Origin of the sequence: Bacillus arachidis (genome assembly GCF_030285945.1) — a bacterium.
GTDB lineage: Bacteria > Bacillota > Bacilli > Bacillales > Bacillaceae_G > Bacillus_A > Bacillus_A arachidis.
In genome coordinates this window covers 1,655,631-1,676,428 of the sequence record NZ_CP127376.1, presented here as the reverse complement: position 1 = coordinate 1,676,428, position 20,798 = coordinate 1,655,631, and the positions used below count along the sequence as shown (strand labels likewise).

17 protein-coding genes and 1 riboswitch are annotated in these 20,798 nt (G+C 34.7%); of the genes, 2 read left to right on the top strand and 15 right to left on the bottom strand.

The genetic code is table 11. The annotated features are described in order from the left end of the window. Positions 1-546: 546 nt before the first annotated feature. From kdpA to QRY57_RS10095, 5 genes are all read right to left on the bottom strand, one after another. Positions 547-2,214, bottom strand: a complete 1,668-nt coding sequence (kdpA, locus tag QRY57_RS10115) for a potassium-transporting ATPase subunit KdpA (protein ID WP_286017329.1) — start codon at positions 2,212-2,214, stop codon at positions 547-549. Between the two features lie 107 nt (positions 2,215-2,321). After that, a riboswitch (cyclic di-AMP (ydaO/yuaA leader) is annotated at positions 2,322-2,464 on the bottom strand. Between the two features lie 146 nt (positions 2,465-2,610). Then, positions 2,611-3,294: a diacylglyceryl transferase gene (locus QRY57_RS10110; protein ID WP_286017838.1), complete on the bottom strand. Its 684-nt coding sequence runs from the start codon at positions 3,292-3,294 to the stop codon at positions 2,611-2,613. A 17-nt stretch (positions 3,295-3,311) separates the two neighbouring features. Further along, positions 3,312-3,866, bottom strand: a complete 555-nt coding sequence (locus QRY57_RS10105; protein ID WP_286017328.1) for a TlpA family protein disulfide reductase — start codon at positions 3,864-3,866, stop codon at positions 3,312-3,314. A 174-nt stretch (positions 3,867-4,040) separates the two neighbouring features. Then, a complete protein-coding gene (locus tag QRY57_RS10100) occupies positions 4,041-4,853 on the bottom strand; it encodes a M56 family metallopeptidase (protein WP_286017837.1) in 813 nt (270 codons plus the stop codon). Between the two features lie 4 nt (positions 4,854-4,857). Continuing rightward, a complete protein-coding gene (locus QRY57_RS10095; RefSeq protein ID WP_026591727.1) occupies positions 4,858-5,271 on the bottom strand; it encodes a BlaI/MecI/CopY family transcriptional regulator in 414 nt (137 codons plus the stop codon). A 195-nt stretch (positions 5,272-5,466) separates the two neighbouring features. Here QRY57_RS10095 and QRY57_RS10090 point away from each other — a divergent pair, with 195 nt between their 5' ends. Then, on the top strand, positions 5,467-6,165 hold the full coding sequence (locus QRY57_RS10090; protein WP_286017327.1) for a peptidase E: 699 nt from the start codon (positions 5,467-5,469) through the stop codon (positions 6,163-6,165). A gap of 63 nt (positions 6,166-6,228) precedes the next feature. Here QRY57_RS10090 and QRY57_RS10085 read toward each other — a convergent pair whose 3' ends face one another. The 10 genes from QRY57_RS10085 to QRY57_RS10040 form a co-directional block, all read right to left on the bottom strand. Further along, the gene (locus QRY57_RS10085) at positions 6,229-7,638 is read right to left on the bottom strand and encodes an MATE family efflux transporter (protein ID WP_090692252.1); all 1,410 of its coding nucleotides are present in this window, start codon (positions 7,636-7,638) and stop codon (positions 6,229-6,231) included. A gap of 19 nt (positions 7,639-7,657) precedes the next feature. Next, the gene (locus QRY57_RS10080; RefSeq protein WP_286017326.1) at positions 7,658-8,011 is read right to left on the bottom strand and encodes a GIY-YIG nuclease family protein; all 354 of its coding nucleotides are present in this window, start codon (positions 8,009-8,011) and stop codon (positions 7,658-7,660) included. A gap of 16 nt (positions 8,012-8,027) precedes the next feature. Next, on the bottom strand, positions 8,028-8,792 hold the full coding sequence (locus tag QRY57_RS10075; RefSeq protein WP_026591731.1) for a DUF2087 domain-containing protein: 765 nt from the start codon (positions 8,790-8,792) through the stop codon (positions 8,028-8,030). A 534-nt stretch (positions 8,793-9,326) separates the two neighbouring features. Next, a complete protein-coding gene (fumC, locus tag QRY57_RS10070; RefSeq protein ID WP_286017325.1) occupies positions 9,327-10,715 on the bottom strand; it encodes a class II fumarate hydratase in 1,389 nt (462 codons plus the stop codon). 108 nt (positions 10,716-10,823) lie between these two features. Beyond that, positions 10,824-11,609, bottom strand: a complete 786-nt coding sequence (locus QRY57_RS10065; RefSeq protein WP_286017324.1) for a TerC family protein — start codon at positions 11,607-11,609, stop codon at positions 10,824-10,826. Positions 11,610-11,842: 233 nt separating this feature from the next. Then, positions 11,843-12,190: a hypothetical protein gene (locus tag QRY57_RS10060; protein WP_286017323.1), complete on the bottom strand. Its 348-nt coding sequence runs from the start codon at positions 12,188-12,190 to the stop codon at positions 11,843-11,845. Between the two features lie 340 nt (positions 12,191-12,530). Beyond that, positions 12,531-13,934: a Na+/H+ antiporter NhaC gene (gene nhaC, locus QRY57_RS10055; protein ID WP_208016909.1), complete on the bottom strand. Its 1,404-nt coding sequence runs from the start codon at positions 13,932-13,934 to the stop codon at positions 12,531-12,533. A 430-nt stretch (positions 13,935-14,364) separates the two neighbouring features. Continuing rightward, the gene (locus QRY57_RS10050) at positions 14,365-15,462 is read right to left on the bottom strand and encodes an alanine racemase (RefSeq protein ID WP_286017322.1); all 1,098 of its coding nucleotides are present in this window, start codon (positions 15,460-15,462) and stop codon (positions 14,365-14,367) included. Positions 15,463-15,473: 11 nt separating this feature from the next. Beyond that, positions 15,474-17,273, bottom strand: a complete 1,800-nt coding sequence (locus QRY57_RS10045) for an IucA/IucC family protein (protein ID WP_286017836.1) — start codon at positions 17,271-17,273, stop codon at positions 15,474-15,476. Beyond that, positions 17,254-18,513, bottom strand: coding sequence for an MFS transporter (locus tag QRY57_RS10040; protein ID WP_286017835.1), 1,260 nt, complete (start codon positions 18,511-18,513; stop codon positions 17,254-17,256). Before QRY57_RS10040 ends, QRY57_RS10045 begins: the two co-directional genes overlap by 20 nt. A 71-nt stretch (positions 18,514-18,584) precedes the next feature. On the opposite strand from QRY57_RS10040, the gene QRY57_RS10035 reads away from it, so the two are divergent. After that, positions 18,585-20,564 carry an IucA/IucC family protein gene (locus tag QRY57_RS10035; RefSeq protein WP_286017321.1) on the top strand — a complete coding sequence of 660 codons (1,980 nt, stop codon included), beginning with the start codon at positions 18,585-18,587 and terminating at the stop codon, positions 20,562-20,564. The last annotated feature ends 234 nt before the right edge of the window (positions 20,565-20,798 follow it).

Sequence of the window (20,798 nt, the reverse complement as noted above, 5' to 3'; positions counted from 1 at the left end):
ATACATTTTAACACGAAACCCCTTTTCCGTTAATTTAAATTTACTTTATTTAAATTAAATTTAACAATCTATAAAAGAGAAGCTAGACATCGGTAAAAAAATTGAGAAGTTCAGAAAAATTAAGTTGTATTTAGATGAAGAAGAATATTTATCAGATTTTACCGAAAGAGTACCCCTACTTCAAACGAAGTTAAGTGGGGAGTATTCATTAGAAGCTGGTGATAGTGTAAAAATACCAGCATATTTACAACATAAATGAGAAAACACTTGTAGTCAAAATGCAGTTGTTTTATTTTCAGTTACTTACCTATATTTTAATGTAGGTGCATATAGAACGTTACTCAACAATCGAGTTCGTTTGTTGAATAAAAAGTACAAGGAGAATACATCCCTAATATGTATTCTCCTTTATTTTAAATTAACAAGAGAAATATTCACCTATGTTTTTACTACGCTATCCCGCTATTCAAGAATGATGCTACTAAAAACCTCAACAAAAGCAAAGGTATTCTTTTGGAAACACCCCACACTAATTAAAATTTCACTTTATGGTATTGCAAGAAATTCAGCAATCGGCCCAAGTGCGAGTACTGGGAAAAATGTTAGAACACCTACTATTAATATAGTACCTAGTAAAATTCCGCCAAATAACCGATCATCCGTCTGAAAGGTTCCTATGGTCTCAGGTACAACCTTTTTCCTTTTGAGTCTAACCGCGACGGCAAGCATTGTAATTACACCTAAATATCTACCAATATACATAACAATTCCCGTTGAAAGATTCCAATAAGGTGTGTTATCTCTTAATCCTTCAAACCCAGATCCGTTGTTAACAGCGGACGACGTGTATTCATATATAATTTGTGTTAAACCATGAAAACCTGGATTAGAAATCGCATCTGTTCCTAGATTCGTAGAAAATGCAATCGCTGCAGCTCCAAGAATAAGTAGCGGCTGAGACACAATCGTGATTGCTATTAACTTCATTTCTTTTCCTTCTATTTTTTTGTTAAGAAACTCCGGTGTACGCCCCACCATTAATCCGGCTAGAAACACGGCAATCATTGCATACATGACGACATTCATAAACCCGAGTCCAATTCCTCCAAACACGGTACCTAAAAGCATATTTATAAGTGGGACCATTCCACCAATCGGTGTCAAAGTATCATGCGTTGTATTAACACCGCCTGTTCCAGAGGCGCTTGTAACGGTTGCATATAAAGCAGAAGATATGACGCCAAGACGAGTTTCTTTTCCTTCCATATTTCCTTGTGAACTTTCTATCCCTAATTGATTTAACAATGCATTCCCCTTCAATTCAGATATAGCAAGCGTACAGAATCCAATAATAAACAGAATGAACATCGATATAAAAAACATTCTACCTTGCTTTTGATTACCGACCATTCTTCCGTATACAAATGGAAAGGCCATTGGGATTAACATTTGTAACATCATTTGTAACACATTACTTATCATATTAGGATTTTCAAAAGGATGAGCAGAAACTGTTCCAAAAAAACCCCCTCCATTGTCACCAAGTTCTTTAATGGAAAGTAAAGATGCTACTGGTCCACGAGGAATCTCTTGTGTCGTTCCTTCAAACGTTTTCACAACAACTGTTGGATCCAATGTTTGCGGCGTTCCTAAAAACACAAATATCAACGATGTGACAAATGAAATTGGCAATAATATTCTCGTAATAGCTTGTACAAAATCAACAAAGAAATTTCCTATTCTTTTCCCCGCTAGTACACGAATAAACGTAATGCCGATTGCCAATGAAGTTGCAGGTGCTGCAAACATCATAAATGTCACACCTACCATTTGAGAGAAATAGGATAAACTACTTTCTCCCCCATAGTGTTGTAAATTCGCATTTGTCATAAATGTAATTGCTGTATGAAATGCTAATGTTGGTTCTAATCCTAAAAAATGATCAGGGTTCAACGGAAGAATTCCTTGTAATCGAAATATTGAATATACAACCAAAATAAAGAAAAAATTTGTTCCTATTAAACAAAACATATACCGTTTCCAAGTCTGACTATGCCCTTTAATCCCAGCAACTTTAAATAAGATTTTTTCCAGTGGACCAAATACCTTTTGAAATGCTTCCTTACGCTGAAAAGCATTGTATACGTAGTCTCCCATTGGTTTTGCAACAATTACGAATAGGCCAATTGTAATTAGACTTGTAAGCCAGTTCATCCTCTTTCCCCTTTCTGTTCCCATTACACTATAATTAAATGTAATATTTTTCCACTAAGAGAATAAAAAGAAAACACCAGGTTGCACCTAGTGTTTTTTACACACAAGTCCCCCCTCTCAAAACGCTGACGAGGTTAGCTGTCGGATTCGGACCTTGAGAGTAGCCCTACCTATAAAAGGATTCACCCCTAGTGACAAATGCACAAATTTGGTTCCCCCGCTCCTGAAGTGGATTAAGCGATTTATTATTTGGCTGTAAAATCTACATTGAGCTATTCTGATTGTTAATATACTCCTCTAAATGATGGTTGTAAAGAGAGAGAAAATAAAAAGAAATCGATTCATACAATCTATAAAAATAGCACTGTATGAACAACCGTTCGCACAGTGCTATTTTTATTTTTTCGGAAGCAATACAATACTTATACTAATCGCAATAAAAATAAGTAACTGCTGCACAGACAGACCAAATAATAATGGAACTTGCTCAATTATAAGTGAAATGAATATATGCGCAATCCCTTCTACAAGTAGAAAATAACTCATGTATTTTCTACTTCCTAATTTCTCGTTTTTTAGCCACAGCCATCCCATTAGGCAGATTGCTATCATAATTTCATACATATATATTGGATGATAGAAAAATTTCGAATCATACACTTTCATTCCCCACGGCATTGTTGTGTTTATACCAACATACTGATGGAATAGAAAATAAGAAATAATCATACTTCCAATCTCAAAAGGAAGTGCATCTAGTAAAACCAAAAGTGAAAAATTAGCCTTTTTACTTCTCCATACAACATATCCACTAGCAATCAAGCAACCCATTATAATGTGTTGGGTACTTCCTACAGCGAGTAACGCTTGCCATGGTGACTGAAAAGCCCACCCTGGATTCAAAATTGTCGGCATAAATTTCCATGTTAGTGCGATGATAAAAAGTCCATTTGTTACTGTATCCATTATTCCCTCATATGGGATACCTTGACTTTTCATTTTTAATTTCATGAGCACAAGCCCAAATAAACTTCCCACTATAAGAGAAATAGGCTGTACTTTCACCATCCAGTCCATCATCATTAGGATGTCCCCTTTTACTTCTCAATTAATTCTTTAAATTTCTTTTCTAGTTGATCTGGAGGTAATACCCCCCGCGCTTGATCTACAATCACCCCATCTTTATCAACAAAAAACGTTGTTGGCAATGAAACAATTTTATAATCAATCCCTGCCTCTCCATCCATATCTAGTAAAACCGGGAACTTAAATCCAAAACGATCCGCAAACGCCTTTGCTTCTTGTACTGGATCTCCAACCGTTGCATTCACCGCAAAAATTTCGATTTTTCCTTTATATTTATCGTAAAGACGCACTAAGTCTGGTGCTTCCATTTCACATGGCCCACACCATGATGCCCAAAAATTAATAATATACGGTTTTCCTTTTGCATCATTTAATGAGTACAGCTTCCCATCTAGTCCTTTAAGTGTAATTTTCGGTGCTTTAAATCCTACTTGCGGTAATACTTCTTTCTCTTGTAGTGCCTCTTGTTTTGCTTTCCGTTCTTTTTCTTCTTGTTTTGAATTATAAAAATTAAACCCTGCCCATAGTAGTGCTCCTGCAAGAATAATGGTAATTAGTTTTTTCACTTTCTTTCCCCCTATTTTTAAAATCCAGTAAATCCGTCAAATAATTGAATACAAAATGCTGTAATTTTCATCATTTGATTAGATACAAATGAAAGAATCCCCGCGCCTACTGCGTCCATTTTATTCCTCCCACAAAACACTACATAAAGTAGTGTTTCGGGTTAAAAAAAGAGGCTATATGCACTCTCCAATAATAAGTACAAACGAAATGAGAAATAGCCCTATTGTCACATAAACTGAATTTGTATGTAACGGCATACTAAGCCTTATAGATGACGGACTAACAATTTGCTCAATACGCAAATTGATTGCCGTTTTCGCAAAAGAAGCTGTTATAAACGGATTAGATACTGTTTTTATTTTAATTAATTTTAACAATGCACTACCTAATTCAAACGATGATTTCATTTGATCCATCGCATATTTGTCCGCCAATAGCTCCTGATACGTATGATAACGCTGTAACATATCTTTCAATACCGGAATATACAGCATTCCTTCAACTAACACCGTAAAAAGAAACAATTTTAACGGATCACGATTTTTTTGATGATATTCTTCATGTAATACAATTGCATCAATTTCTTCTTCTGTAAAAGATTGAAATACACCTTCCGAAACAACAATTTTCGGATGAGTGACTCCGATAGTAAATGCTGTAACCTCTAATGATGGTAGCAAATACAATTGTTTTCCTTTTCGAGTAATCATAACTAAATTTCTCTGTAATTTTCGGCTATAGAAAAACTGTTTCCACACTCTTTTCCATACAACTAATATAGTAAATAACAATAATCCGCTCATTATGACACGAATGGTTGATAATTCTTTCATATGTTCTTGCAATTCAAAGAGACAAAACTGCGATAAAAAAAGAGCTTTATTTTCAAAGAAAAATGGATATGTAACGTAGTACACTAACATCCCAAAAAAGAGAATACCAATACTGCTTGCTAACAATATTATTTTTCGTATTTGCCACTTCATCATACTAGTCCTCTTTTTTCAGTTGATTAAGTTTTTCTTCTAACTTCTTTATTAAAGCAGGATCAGCTTGGTCTAGTTCATCTAACATGTGATTCACAACGAAATCACCAAATTCCCCCATTAATTCTTGTGTCATTTTTTTGGTTTGATTTGATAAAAAGGATTCTTTCGTTTGTACAGCACGGTATACACCGCTTCTTTTTACCGTTTGTTTTTGCAAGTGCCCTTTTTCAACTAACCGATTCATCACAGTCATCACTGTATTAAAATTCACAGGAGATTCCTCACTTAGTTTTTGCTGTACTTCTTTAATCGTAATATCCGGAGTACTCCAGATAATCTCCATAATCCTCGCTTCTAATGACCCAAAGAAATGATTTAATCCTTGCTCATTTAACTTATAATTTTGAGTGAACATGCTAATCCTCCTCTGCACTACAAATTGTAGTACACTGAGAATAAAAGGTCAAATATAGAATGATACGAACATGGAAATAAACCCCTTCTTTATTTTAGAACACATTCCCATTTTCATATTTTGTTATAGAAGGAAAGAAACTTCTCTATAGCGAAACTTTATCAATAACAAAAATCTATTAGGTGGTGCTTCATTATGAAGTTAGCTGTAATTGGCGGAGGTTACTTTGAACAAACGGATCATTTCCTTATAAATCAACGACTTATTGAATTAACTGGGAAACAATCTCCAAAAATATTATTTATCCCAACAGCAAGCAATGACGATGAAGGTTATATAAAAGAATTTAGAAAAACATTCGAGAAGCAGTTACAATGTGATGTTCACATTCTACGCTGTATAAAAGAAAGCGTTAGCGAAGATAAAATTAGTGAAATGATACATTTTGCTGATTTTATCTATCTAGGTGGAGGAAATTATATCAATATGCTTGAAAAGTGGAAGGAAAACAAAATAGACGAAAAGTTGATAGAAGCCGTACACAACGGGACATTCATTGCGGGATATAGCGCTGGTGCTATGTGCTGGTTTACAACGGGGCTTCGTTCTAATTATAAAGGAGACGGCTATATGGAAAGCGATGGCTGGAATTTAATAAACAAACACTTCTGTCCACATTACAATCAACCAGATCGAGCAAACGCTTTTCATTTATTCTTACAAAACCGTGCACGTAATACAGAAGGAATCGCTTTAGAAGATAATTGCGCTTTGTATATAACCGAAAACTCCTTTGAAATTATCGGAGATCCAGAGAAAGCTTGGGAGTTCTATATGTTTGATGGAAAACTTATGCGACATCATTTTGATGTAACTTTGAAAAGTTATTTATAAGTTATTTGTACTCATACAAAGTATCCCTAAGCTGAAAACTTAGGGATATTTTTCACCTTCCATTTAACTAACAAGTCGCGTAATCCGTTTCTTTTGCCATGAAAGCTTATAGTATCCGTATTGTAACAGTAAGCTCACAATAAATGCTGCCGGATATCCAACCCATATACCTTTTATACCAAGACTTGTGTGATACGAAAGGTAGTAGGCAACAGGAACTTCCACAAGCCAAATTGATACAACACTGATAACAGTAGGCCATAGTACCGTTCCACTTGCCCGCATTGTCGCACCAATAATTTGTGCATGACCGAAAATTAAATAACTCCATAATGTAATCATGATTAGGCTATGTGCAATTTCAATTGTATTCGGACTTGTTAAAAATAGTGATAAAATCTCTCTTGAGAACAAGTAAATAAGAGCGATTAATACACCACCAATAATATAGTTCATTATAATTCCCGCTCGAACAACTTTCTGTAATCGATCAAATTGATTCGCACCAATGGACTGTGCAGCAAAAATGGATACTGTAATTCCAAGACTGACTGCTGGCATTTGTACATAACTTGCAACTTGATTCACGACTCCATAGGCTGCGGTCGCGTCAGAACCGAATCGATTTACAAATGCAATAACTGCAATCTCAGATAACGAAACTAATATCATATTAATACTTGCTGGAATACCAAGGCGTAGTAATAACTTTAATAGTTCCCAATCCATACGAAGATATTTCCGTACTGTTTCATCCAATTGTAATGGATGATTTTTCTTCTTCAAATAAATAAGCATGACAACAAACGTTATAATCGTTGATATGACAGAGGCATAAGCTGCTCCATAAACATCAAGTTTCGGCATTCCTAACCAACCAAAGATAAGAACAGGCAATAATATCATGTTCAACACTGTACTAACAATTAAAAAGTAAAATGGCGTTTTGGAATCTCCTGTACCTCGCATAAATGTTGTATATGCAAAATATAAGAATAAAACTGGCATTGAAATAAATAAAATACGTGCATAGTGGACACTCATACCAATAATGTTTTCTGGTGTTCCCATAAAACGCAGAATATCCATGGTGAATATGCTGCCTACTACTGCTAAAATAGCTCCTAGTATAAATGTGAAGGTAAGCGTTGTACCAACAACTGCTTTTACACGATCTTCGTTACGAGCTCCAAATGCTTGCCCGATTAAAATAGAACTACCCGATCCAATTCCAATTACAAATGAAACAAGTAGAAAGAACAACGGAAAAAACGCAGAAATGGCAGCTAAATCATTTACACCAAGCCATCTTCCTACCACTACCATCCCAAACAATTGTCCAACTGATTGTAATACATTACTTAAAAGCAAAGGAACTAAGAACATGGACATCGATTTCCATATCGGTTTCCCTTCCTTCTCCTGACTCTGTGATTCTGCATCTTCTTGAATGCTATCTGTCGGTGATTTCAAATTTCATTTCCCCTTTTTATTAAGAGCTTGCTCGGTTGTACCCGCGCTCTCCATATGGCTGCAATTCCTGTAGCCACTTCTCTTCTAATTTTTTCAATTCTTCCTTAGCATTAAAATAACCAGTCTCTTTCTTTTTCAAGACTTCTAGCACTTCAAATTCAAAGGCATCTGCACCGTATTGCTTCCAGTCCTCTTGCAATGCTCTATTTGTATGAGAACCTACATTGAGTTCAAATCGCCTCCCACTTATCGTCTTTAAATTCATCGTACTCTCAACGTACATTTTCTCGTTTTTTGTATTTATAATACGATAAATACCCGCTTCAATCTCTATCTCTTTGTATTGCTGTTTTAATTCTGCTCTTCTATTCATTTTCCTTTCCCCTTTCTTATAACTTCACCCAATATTGACTTCCATCAGGCGTTCGATCTAGAAAACCATATTCAATTAAATACCTTCTTAAAGTTACAAAGTCTGGATATACACTTTCCAAAACTTCATTCACTTCTTTTTCGGTGTACTTTTCGTTACTATTAAATTTTTTTATTAAATGACGTAATATAATTAATTTACGTTTTTGTTTTTTCGGAAATTTCACCAGTGGACCGTCTAATCCTTCTGTAAAATGCAACTTTAATACTTCATCATTTTCTTCTTCCGTAATATTGTACCGATCGTCCACCATCGTAGCTGTTCTATGAATGGGTACAAATTTAGATTGCACTTTTGATTTTTCTTCGGACAGTTGCATCAATGCTAAAAATACTTTCGCTTGCTTCATCCTCTCACGCAATGTGAATCGATGATTACGTATTGTCGACGTGCTTCCCCCATCCAGCTCTTTCACAATTTCTTTATCATTGAATCCCATGTAAAAAAATTGAACCATCTTCTTTTGCAAATCCGTTAAACCTGTATATTTTTTATCCAGATTCAATAAATAGTCAAACATAGATGTATGCTCATTTTGAATGTGTAATTGTACAAACTTCTCGGCTTCATATAAAACTTGATTATCTTGATAAATTACACCTTTTATAAAACTTTCTCCGCATGCTAAACAAGTATATTCTTCTGTATCCTCTTCAAATATATATCCTTTTTTTAGTTCTTTAATGGAAGCATCCCAAAACTTCTCAGAAATATCATTCATACCAAACAATCCTCCAAACAGTTTATTAAAAACGCAAACAAATCACAATATCGTTTACCCTTACTGAATCATCTTATCACAAACAAAATAAACTTTTCAACATTTCGCTTACTTATTTACCAAACAAATTTAAAATCGTTTAGTAAATAGGCATCTCCTTCCTAATAGCAGCCAATATTTCTAAAGTATTATAAACAGCTGCAGAAGTAATATCCCTTAATCAACTAAAACTTCAATCTAGTCTTATTTACCCTATTCACTAACTTTTTAACAAGAAAATGAACTTTGTATCACCAGACGAAGACAAGTCCATTCCCTTATCAAAAGATACATGCCCAAACCTGAATATAATAAATAAATTTATAGTGAAAACCATTTTTGATCACAATAGAAATATAGAATCGTATTTCTATTATGATGCCACTCTCCATCTTCAGAATTGCATATACTATTAATAATTAAGAGAATAGAAATTCTATTCGAGAAAAAAGCCAAGATTCAAATAGAATCTTGGCTTTTTATTGTCCATTCTAATTATTCCTTCGGTGCAATCATTTTCTTTGGATCTACAATCTCATCAAATTGTTTTTCCGTTAATAACCCCGATTGTAATGCTGCTTCTTTTAATGTTAATCCCTCTTTATGAGCATGCTTTGCAATTTTCGCCGCATTTTCATAACCGATATGTGGATTTAATGCTGTAACAAGCATTAAAGAACGATTTACGTTTTGGTTAATCACTTCTTCATTTGCTTCGATACCAACCGCACATTTGTCGTTAAATGAAACTGTCGCATCGGCTAATAAACGAGCAGATTGTAAGAAGTTATATGCGATTACTGGTTTAAATACATTTAGTTCAAAGTTACCTTGGCTCGCTGCAAATCCGATGGTTGCGTCATTTCCCATAACTTGCGCCACTACCATTGTTAATGCTTCACTTTGTGTTGGATTTACTTTCCCTGGCATAATAGAGCTTCCTGGCTCATTCGCAGGAATAATAATTTCACCGAGACCACTACGTGGGCCGCTTGCAAGCCAACGTACATCATTTGCAATCTTCATTAAATCCGCTGCCAATGCTTTTAACGCACCATGTGCAAACACAACCTCATCATGACTTGTTAATGCATGAAACTTATTTGGTGCTGATACAAATTGCTTTCCTGTAAACTGATTAATTTCCTCTGCAACCATCTCACCAAATTTAGGATGTGCATTAATGCCTGTTCCAACTGCAGTACCCCCAATTGCAAGTTCTTTCATATATGTATTGCTATCCGCAATCATACGCTCTGTTTTTTCAAGCATACGGTGCCACCCACTAATTTCTTGCCCTAACGTTAAAGGTGTTGCATCTTGCAAATGCGTACGACCGATTTTAATAATATTTTGAAACTCATTTACTTTTTTCTCTAATGTTGCTTTTAACTTTTTAATTGCCGGTAGCACTTGGTTTTCCACTGCAATCAAACAAGCAACATGAAGCGCTGTTGGGAATGTATCATTTGAACTTTGGGACATGTTCACATCATCATTTGGATGAATATGTACAGCAAGTCCTTTCTCTTCTAAAATTTGATTCCCACGGTTGGCGATTACTTCATTCACGTTCATATTCGATTGTGTTCCGCTGCCTGTTTGCCATACAACAAGCGGGAAATGTTCATTCCATTTTCCTGCTAGGATTTCATCAGCTGCTTCTACAATCGCCTGAGCTTTTTCTTCCGATAACTTTCCTAATTTGTGATTACTAATGGCTGCACTTTTCTTTAAAATTGCAAATGCTTGTACAATCTCAATCGGCATATGCTCTGTTCCAATTGGAAAGTTTTCTTTACTACGCTGTGTTTGTGCGGCCCATAATTTATCAGTTGGAACTTTCATTTCTCCTAATGTATCTCTTTCAATTCTGTATTCCATGTTTTCATCCCCTTGATAATAAAATAGATACATTTTTATTGTAACAGACTTCCCTTTAAACGATAAGGATTCTCACCTGTATTTATTGATAATTCTATATTTACTAAATTATGTTTCAGATGCATCAGGAGATAAGAACCAACCACAAACGCCAATCGTAATTAATACGATATAAAAAATAGCTTTCCACGTAGCGGATTGAGGGAAATCCTTATCGATTATTCCAACCATAGGGTGCGCCAGTGTTGAAACAATAAGTTTTACGCCGACCCATCCAACAATCATAAAAGCTGCCGTTTCAAGGCCAGGTCTTTCACGCAATAACTTCACAAAGTAAGTAGCCGCGAATCTCATAATAATTAAACCAATCATCCCACCAGTAAAAATAACGCAGAATCTCCCCGCGTCAAGACCACCTATCATTCCTTTATTTAGTGGTGTAATGGTTAATGTAAGAGCCACCGCAGCTAAAATTGAATCAATCGCAAATGCAGTATCTGTAACCTCCACTTTTAGAACTGTTAACCAAAAACTACTTTTCTTTTTCGGCGTATTTTCTTCCATCCCTTTTTCTTGCTCTCCGTGCATTTCTCTTTGCCACTTCTTTTGCCGATATATTTTAACTAAACTTCTAGCAGAAAGAAACAATAAATAAATCGCCCCTATCGCCTGCATCTGCCATACATTCACAAGAAGTGAAATTAAAAATAATGAGCCGAATCGAAATATAAACGCACCGAATAATCCATAAAACAAAGCTTTTTTTCTATCATCTTCAGATAAATGTCTAACCATAATAGCAAGTACAAGAGCATTATCTGCAGATAAAACTCCTTCTAATGCAATAAGAATTAATATAACTCCTCCATACTCCAGCAGTAGCGATTCAGTCATCTCTCTCCTCCTGTTTTTGATACTATATATTTTGCTTTTTGATAGGGGAAATATACGAATATCACCAGAAACTAAACACCCCATAAGTTCGCATTGAACTTATGGGGTAACTTAGTACTATAGGATAAAAATTTCAAACAAATCAACGAAAGAAATAGTTTTATACTTTGCCGAAGTGTTCAGTCTTCACACTCTTCTTACATAATACATATCCTAATTCCTTTATTTCCACTCTATTTTTCACCTGATGTATTTTCTAGTGATCTAAACGCTAAACATCCAGAAACAATATATATAACTCCTGGAAACAACAATGCATCATATGAAAAGAGTATGGAGATGATACCAATAGTAAGCATTACACTTCCATATAACCTATTGTTCATTTTATTGACACAACAAGAAATTACAATAGCTAAAATCTGTATAAGAAAAACCACGATCGCCCCATAGGCTTGAGCTTTCCAAGAATCCTCAATAACTGACCTAAAACTATACACAATAAAAAGAAAAAATGATATACAAGCTCCTACTATAGAAGCAACTAGTCCTGTTACCAATTCAACAGTACGTTTTTTCAATCTATACGCCCTCCAATATGGAAAAATTGCATAATTCCTCAATAAACATAACAAACTAAGTTACAATAATTTGTTTTATTTTGTCGAATAGAAAATAAAACAACGCTAATTTCCCTGCAAAATCCTTATAACTTACCAATAATCACACCTATAAAAACTAAAAATTCATCCGTTCAAATTACAATCATACATCATATGAAAGTTTGCTGAAAAAACATATCTTATTTGGCTTTCATTTAACTTTACAAATTATAGAGATTTTATTTTTAGTAGTTTATCTATCATATAGTTTATAAAAAAAATCATCCTCTGCTATACGCAAAGGATGATTTTTTTTATCTTATGATGCTTGTTTTCCTTTTTCAGCATCATCAACATACCAAATGAATTTCCCTGTATATCCATATATAACTGCTAATGCTAATGATACAAAGCTCATCCACATAAATGGAACATATGATAATGTGGAAACACCTAGTATACCAGCCATAAAGATACCATTATCAGACCATGGAACCATACCCGAAGTTAATGTTCCACCTACTTCTGAGTTACGCGCTAATATACGGCGATCTAGTTTTAATTTATCATAGCTGTCTTGCATAATTTTTGGCGTTAAAATAAGTGATACATACATTGCACAACCGAATACGTTTGCCAAGAAAGCAACGATTAATGTGGACAACGTTACATTTCCTGCAGAGTTTAGTTTCTTCTCAAATTTTGATACGATTACTTTTAAAACGCCAAGTTTTTCAAGTAATCCTCCGAAACCTAATCCAAAAATAATAACAGCTACTGAACTTAGCATACCATTGATTCCACCGCGATTTAGCAACTTATCAATGAAGTCCACACCTGATTCAATAGAGAAACCGTTATATGCTGTTCCAATTGCATCTCCAAAATTCATACCTTGGAAAAGCGTTGCCCAAATTGCACCGAGAAGCGCTCCCATTGCAATTGTTGGCATTGATGGTTTTTTCATTGCTAATAGTACAATAACAATAACCGCTGGAACAAGCATCCATATTTTAATATCAAATTGCTTTAATAAAGCTTCTTTTAAAAACTCCACTTTATTTAAATCAACATTATCTCCACCATACATCCATCCGGCAACTGTAAACATAATACCAGTAATAATATATGCCGGTATATCTAATACAAACATCGCACGAACGTGTGCAATAACATCTACTTTTGCCATTGAGGCAGCAAGTACTGTACTATCAGAAAGTGGGGATAACTTATCTCCAAAGTATGCCCCTGAAAGTACCGCTCCAGCAACTAGTGGAAGCGGTAAGCCAAGACCTTCACCGATTGCCATCATGGCAATACCAGCTGTACCAACTGTTCCCCACGATGTACCTGTTGCAATAGAAGTAATTGAACAAATAATTAAGGTTGCTAATAAGAATATACTCGGATGGATAAATTCTAAGCCATAGTAAATCAATGTCGGTACAACACCGCCAGCAATCCACGTTCCAATTAGTGCTCCTACAGCAACTAAAATAAGAACAGCTTCTAATCCATTCGAAATTCCTTTCGTAATTGCATCTTGCAATTCTTGATAACGAAACCCTAACCTTAGTCCAAGCGCAATTACTAAAAACCATGAAATAAATAGCGCTAATTGAATCGGCAAATTAAAGATCGTTTGAAAGGAAAAGACAACTGCAAGAAACAGTAATAAAAGAATAATGATTTCTGGAATCGATGGTAATCTTACACTTTTCATTTGCTTCTCTCCTTACAAGTCGATAATATGATATATGTCGCCTAATATGTACTTTTACATACAATTCATAAAGACAAACTATAATTTTCACATTATTCCGATTTGTTTTTTTAGTATAATAAATATACACCTTTTCTATTGTAAAAGTAGAGCTGATATTTCGCAATGAAAATTATAAAAAATATTGTATTTTTATTTACAATTAACAAAAACAATTAAAAAATCCCTAAAAAAGAAACAGTTGAGCAAAATTGTTCAACTGTTTCTCTTTTTATCACTTCACGACCTACTTATTGATTATGCACTTCTTTTTCTTCTTCAATTAAAACATTTAATATATACGTATATTGTTTTACAAATTCAATATATATAACACGCGCTCGATTGATGAGAGTTCGTAATTATTGGGGTCACGAATCAAAATTTCACTTTATAGAACAAGCACTTTTTGTAACACATCATCTAATACATATTGTTTGTGTACAAGTGAAGAAACCATACCGCTTTGCATCCCTCTATATGCTGGAAGAAACGTAATTATATCGCCTACTCGATATGTCTCACTATCTGTTATATCAATGATTAAATGATCACTACTTCCGCCAAGAATCTCGATATGCCCATCAAGTGGATATAACCCACTAATATCAAGATCTTGTCGACCAATCGCAACAATGGCTCGCAATCGTTCTCCTTTTTCTTCAAAACATGGAACTTGACCGAAAGCGTTTTTTCCAATCACACCTCTAGGCATCGAGGGCTTTCTTTTAACCTCAATAATCTCAGCTTCTACTGAAAATATATCTTGGTACATAAAAGGAATGTTCTTCCCATATGCTGTTTCTTTCCCAAGAAAAATAGCCTCACCAATACGAAGAGAATTGACCCGCCCTATTTCTTTCCTTTGTAAGATAAGCGGTAAGGAACTGGAGTTTCCACCCGAAATAATGGAAAGTGGCTGCGCGATTGTTTCTTCCACTAGCTCAGTCAATTGTGTTAACTCTAGCAAAGAAGATTCAGTTGGAATCACACCGCTAAAACAAGTAAAATTGGCTCCAATACCAACAAGCTCTATCCCCTGTATCCCCACTACTCTTTGGGCGATCTCCACCATTTGCATAGGCAACATACCTTCGCGAAGGTCTCCTAAATCTACCATTAAAATGATCTGATGTATTTTCCCATATTTCGTCGCAGCCCTTCCCAATGCCTCAATCACGCAGAGTTCAGAATTCAAACTTATATCTGCAGTTAGAACTGTCTCCTCTATTTCTGATAAAGCTGGTGTTCTAATTAAAAGAAGTTCCGCACTGTTTCCCATCATTTTACGGATTTTATGAAGATGCTGTAATCTTGAATCTGCAAATCTTGTAAATCCAGCTTCTTTCAAAATTCCGATTACTTGTGTTGCAGCACTTACTCCTTTTGTAACTGGAAAACATGAAACATTTGCATGCTCACATAATCGTTTTATCATAATGGCATTATGCTTTAATTTTGAAAGGTTTATTTTCATGATGGGCCGCATTTTTATTCCTCCTACATACAAAGTGGATTGGGGAAATTTGTATATAAATACGATTTCGCTTGATCATGTATTCTCATCGAAAATAATGCCTTAGTCTCAATAAAAGGTGCAAATATTGCTGCTCGTTGCTCTTCTGTTACCCCTACCATAAAATCTTCCACCACAGCTGCAACAATTCTCCACAACTCTTTTTCCTGTATATCATCAACTGCTCGAGCCAATGTAAATAGCAAATCCCCAAAATGATTTTGCAATACAGAATGAATAAACTTGTTATATACTTCAGTCATATTCTCTGTAAATAATGCTGCTTCTTTCATAATCGAGAGGTCTATCAATTCCGCCAATTTCTCTTTATAAATTCTTACTCCACCAAGATCACGAATGAGAATACGTTGTACTTCACCATTTTTTGTCACAATAATAGAATTTTGCATATGTCCTTCTAGGGCAATCCCATATCGTAAAACAAGTTCTAACAATGGCAACATCACTTTCTCAGTATAATGAGCAATATAATAAAATATCTCTTTTTTACCGATTTCCTCTTTGTCAAAATATGTACGCATTATATCTAAAATGACAGATTCGTTTTCTTTTAATGGATTATCGGCTGTTAAACTTGCACCAACCCATAATAATTCTCCTTCTCTTCTATACTGATTGGGATCTTCCCGTAAAATAAATGCTAAATTACGTCCTAAATCCCTAGTATTCGGTTTAGAAAAATAGGCTCCTACTCGTTCCCTTACAACAACAATAGACTGCTCTAAATTTTGTTCCTTTGTATAGATGCCATCTAATACTTTTGATAATAGTGGGCCATTTACTGTTATTTCTGGTGACACGGTACGAACTGCACTCGTTGCTTGCGCTCGCACTGGAAGTTTCACGTGATATGGTAATTTTAATACATTCATTGTTCGAAATGATAATGTTGCACGTGAAGATAGTTGATATGGCACTGGAATAATCCATCCCTCTTCTAACTCTGAACCATATTCTTCTTGTAATACATGTTCATACTGCCATGGGTGAATGAGAAATGGATAATAATCTTCCATTCTTTTTTCTTTATTTACAAGTAATGTGTGCACTGCTTCATATAACTCTGGTGAATTTTCATATATAAGTGGTTTCTGCATATGATCTCCGGTTACTTCAGCTACTTCTTTATGAACGAGAAGAACATGTAACGGAACAACATGTTCAAATTCTGGTGCATACAATTTCACTTCTTCTCTTGATAAACCAAGTTTCGTTTTCGTAGATGGATGAAGCGGATGTCCCTCAATAACAAGTGATTCCGTATAAGTAAGCTCATCAAATGGTATACATGCTTGTAAAGCTTTTAAAAATTGATATAAATTGTTAGGCTTTGTTTTTGTTGCAAACAAAACGTTTGTCCCTAATTGTTGTTTCACCCATTCTTGTTTCCGATTCCATGCTTCGTATGCTAGTGCTAAATTGGTTACACTGTTTTCCAATTCTTCTTGTAAAGACTGTGAAATATGAATACGAAAGAACGGGGCAACTTCTTCCCAAAACATTGACAATGAATCAATCCACCGTATATGTCCACGAACTTTAAAACGAATTGGGAATATAAACTCGTATCGTTCAAACGCTCCTTCTTGTTTTACTTCTAACAATAATTCCGCATCGTTCATACTATCTACAATCTCTATGCTATGCTCATGTTTCAATATTGCACAGTTCTCTTGTAGCACTTTCTCCCGAATCAATGCATTGCAAAAACGATTTAAAATACTTCGTTCTGATTTTACTCTATTAACTTGTTTTCTTTGCATGGACAAATTCCTTCACCTTTCCTTTTTGCTGTTTCAGTTTTATAAATTGAAATAAAGACGGGATCATACATATAACTCCCATTAATATAAATGTTTGAGCAATACCAACATATTCAATGGAATAACTAACTAAAATAGAACCAAGTGGTATCATCCCTCGATCCATCAGTACTACACTAAGCATAAGTCCCCTCTCTTCTTCACGGACTTGATGCTGAAAATAGACACGATTACTTGATCGTAATAACTGACCAAATAGACCAATAGAAAATAAAAGAATAAAAAATACATATATATTACTAACAATCAGTAGTGCTAAAGAAATTGAAAATGCAATTAAGCTAACATAATACAGACGTACTTCTGAAATATATGTCAATGCTTTTGGAAGAATCACAGTAGCTATGATCGCACCAATTGCAGCTGATGACATAGCGATTCCAAACACTTCTGCTTTTCCCGTAAATTGCTTTGAAACAAGCGCTGGTAAAACCGATGTATAGGAAAAACCAAAAGCCATTGTAATAAGTGATGTCACAAAGATATTTCTTCCCATTTTGTCATTAGAAAAATATGCAGCAATTTGTTCCCAACTCGCTTTTTTCTTTTCTTTTCGCTTTTTCATTGGGTGATCTTTCATTGGTATCACAAGAATCCAAGCAATAAGTGCACAAACAGCCTGCATCATAAATGTTAATTCGATATGCCCTGCTGCAATAAGAAATCCTGCTAATGCCGGGCCAGTTGATCGACAAACATTCATGACAAATGAATGCATGGAAATCAGTTTGCTAATTTGATTATTTGTATCAATATCTGAAAGAAGTGTATTTCGATTTGGTGTTTCTAATGCACTAATGACCCCACGAATAAATGAAAAAAGTAAAAAAATAAAATATGAAGGAGTAACTAAAGCAACATAAACCGCAAGTAAAGTTGTCAATACAAATCCCCATAAGGAATATGATTTCATTAATTTGACACGTGGATACAAATCACAAAGCTTTCCTGCATAAACACTAAATAATACGATTGGAATGAGTCGTACAAAGTTTAACCATCCTAAATATGTCGCGCTATGGTACAAATCATAGACATACCAATTAATAGCAGTCATTCCGAGCCAATTCCCCATAAACAAAAAAAATGAACTACCAAAAAACAGTTTTCGAATACGAATCACCTCAAATTTTTTGTTGCATTTTTTAATCCACTCTTTATAATTGAAATTGATTATCATAATCATTGTAAGGACAATATAAAATATTCTCTCTTTTTTGTAAAGAGCTAAAATTGAGAAAGGTGGTTTCTATGCACTTACACAGCATTCATTCATTTGAGGTAGAAGAACAAACATTATTTTCTTTTTTACAGCAAAACCATCCACCGCTACATGAAATATATAAGCAAAATTTATATAAAGGTCGGAACGGTATATTAGAACGACTACTATCTTCTGTCATCCGAGAAAATATAAGCAATCTAATGGATACTGTGGTGACATTTCAAAAGTCAGCTAAGACGTTTGTTTCTATTTCAGCGTACCGTTGTCCAGATTATTTACTAGATTATATACATACACACCAGAAGAGTTTTGAAAAATATTCCATAATACAAGCTTTATATTTTAAGAAACAAGACTGCTACTTACTCGTACCAGTTCAACAAATGTATGCTTTCGAACGTCCAATTGTAAACGGGCCATACATGCTCATATCACCATCTGAGCAAAAAGAAATTACACATCCAAATGAAGTGTTAGCTTTAATTTTTCAAGAAGGTTGGAAAGGACAGTCTTCTTATTTTCATATGTTCGAAGAGGATTTAGCTAATAGTGCTGCTAATTTATCGCTTGCCTATACATTTCATGAACAGTCTACTGAGGTATCAACATTAGAAGCAGCTGCACAAACAGATAATCATTATGCTTTTTTTGAACAACTTGTTATTGAAGGACACCCCTGTCATCCTGGAGCAAAAATGCGAAAAGGCTTAAACCCTGAAGAAACAATTGCGTATTCAGCAGAGTTTAAAAATACGATTCCACTTCGATTTGTAGCCGTTCATAACAAAGAAGTAAGTACTGCGTTTATGAAATCACAAGATTGGAATCCTATCATCTTTTCTTTAGAACCTGTACTGAAAGCCGAGGCAGAGATTAGGCTAGATGATAGAATAGATGATTATCTTCTATTACCTATCCATCCTTGGCAAACGATGCATACATTGCAAGAGTTATACAAAACAGAAATTGAACAGAAAAAAATTATTATTTTTGATTATGAGGCGCCTTATGTAGCTGGTATGTCATTTCGTACCATCTTCCCAGCACAGTATGATACAAGAAAACCTCATTATAAGTTAACAACGAATGTTCATTTAACAGGAGAAGTGCGAACCTTATCAGAACAAACGATTCATAACGGTCCACTGATGAGTAATGTATTACAAAAAATTATAAAAGAAGATACAAGTATCGATGAAAGAAGATTTATTCCGATTATGGAATGTGCTGGCGCACATTTTCTCAGTGCAAATGACTCTAATATAGATTTGCAAACTTTGAGAAGTGAAAATCTTGCATGTGTCATTCGTGATAATGTGTACCCCTATATAAATAAAGATGAATGGGCTATTGTCGGCTCTGCTCTTGTTGCATCTGCACACGGAGCGAATCAACCACTTATTGTTGAACTTATCGAACTATATAAAGTAAAGAATTGTCTACCATTACATGATGCAATCGTTTCATTTATTGAAAAATATGTAGATAACGCTTTAACTGGATTTATTCCACTTATGGTGAAGTACGGAATCGGCTTAGAAGGCCACTTGCAAAATACAGTACCTGTCTTTAAAAAAGATGGCACACCAGACCGACTTCTTGTTCGTGATTGGGAAGGCATTCGTGTTCACCGTGGTCGTTTACAACAGGAAGGGATTGACAGTACAAACTTCCATCACAAATCACGCATTTTAGTTGATGATGAAAAGAGCGTACGAAACAAGGTATTTTACTCCGTTATGCAAAATCACTTTGGAGAGTTATTTATTCATGTAAGCCGTTTCTATAACATAGACGAACAATTGCTTTGGAATATTGTAAAACGAGTCACAAAAAATATCTTTTTAGATTTACAACAAGACTCACGCTATACAAAAAACGCAACAACTGATTATGATATCTTCTTTGCAGAAAAGGTAGACTATAAAGCCCTGACGCTAATGCGAATGATGGGGGAAGCTCACTCCTATTTTTATGTAAAAGTCGACAATCCATTGTATAAATAACAAAAAATCCTTCTTTTCTCATTAGAGTGAAGAAGGATTTTCTTTGCTTCATGTACGAGATCTTTATTTTTAAGATTATACAGGCTTAATATGAGAAAAGGTATAAAGTATATCAATAATATACCAACTCCTAAAAGGACAATGTCATAATTTAATATATTTCTCCTATTTCAAATTCAACTTATAACTTTCAAAAGTATCTTCTAAAAACATCGTCTCCAAATAATATGATTA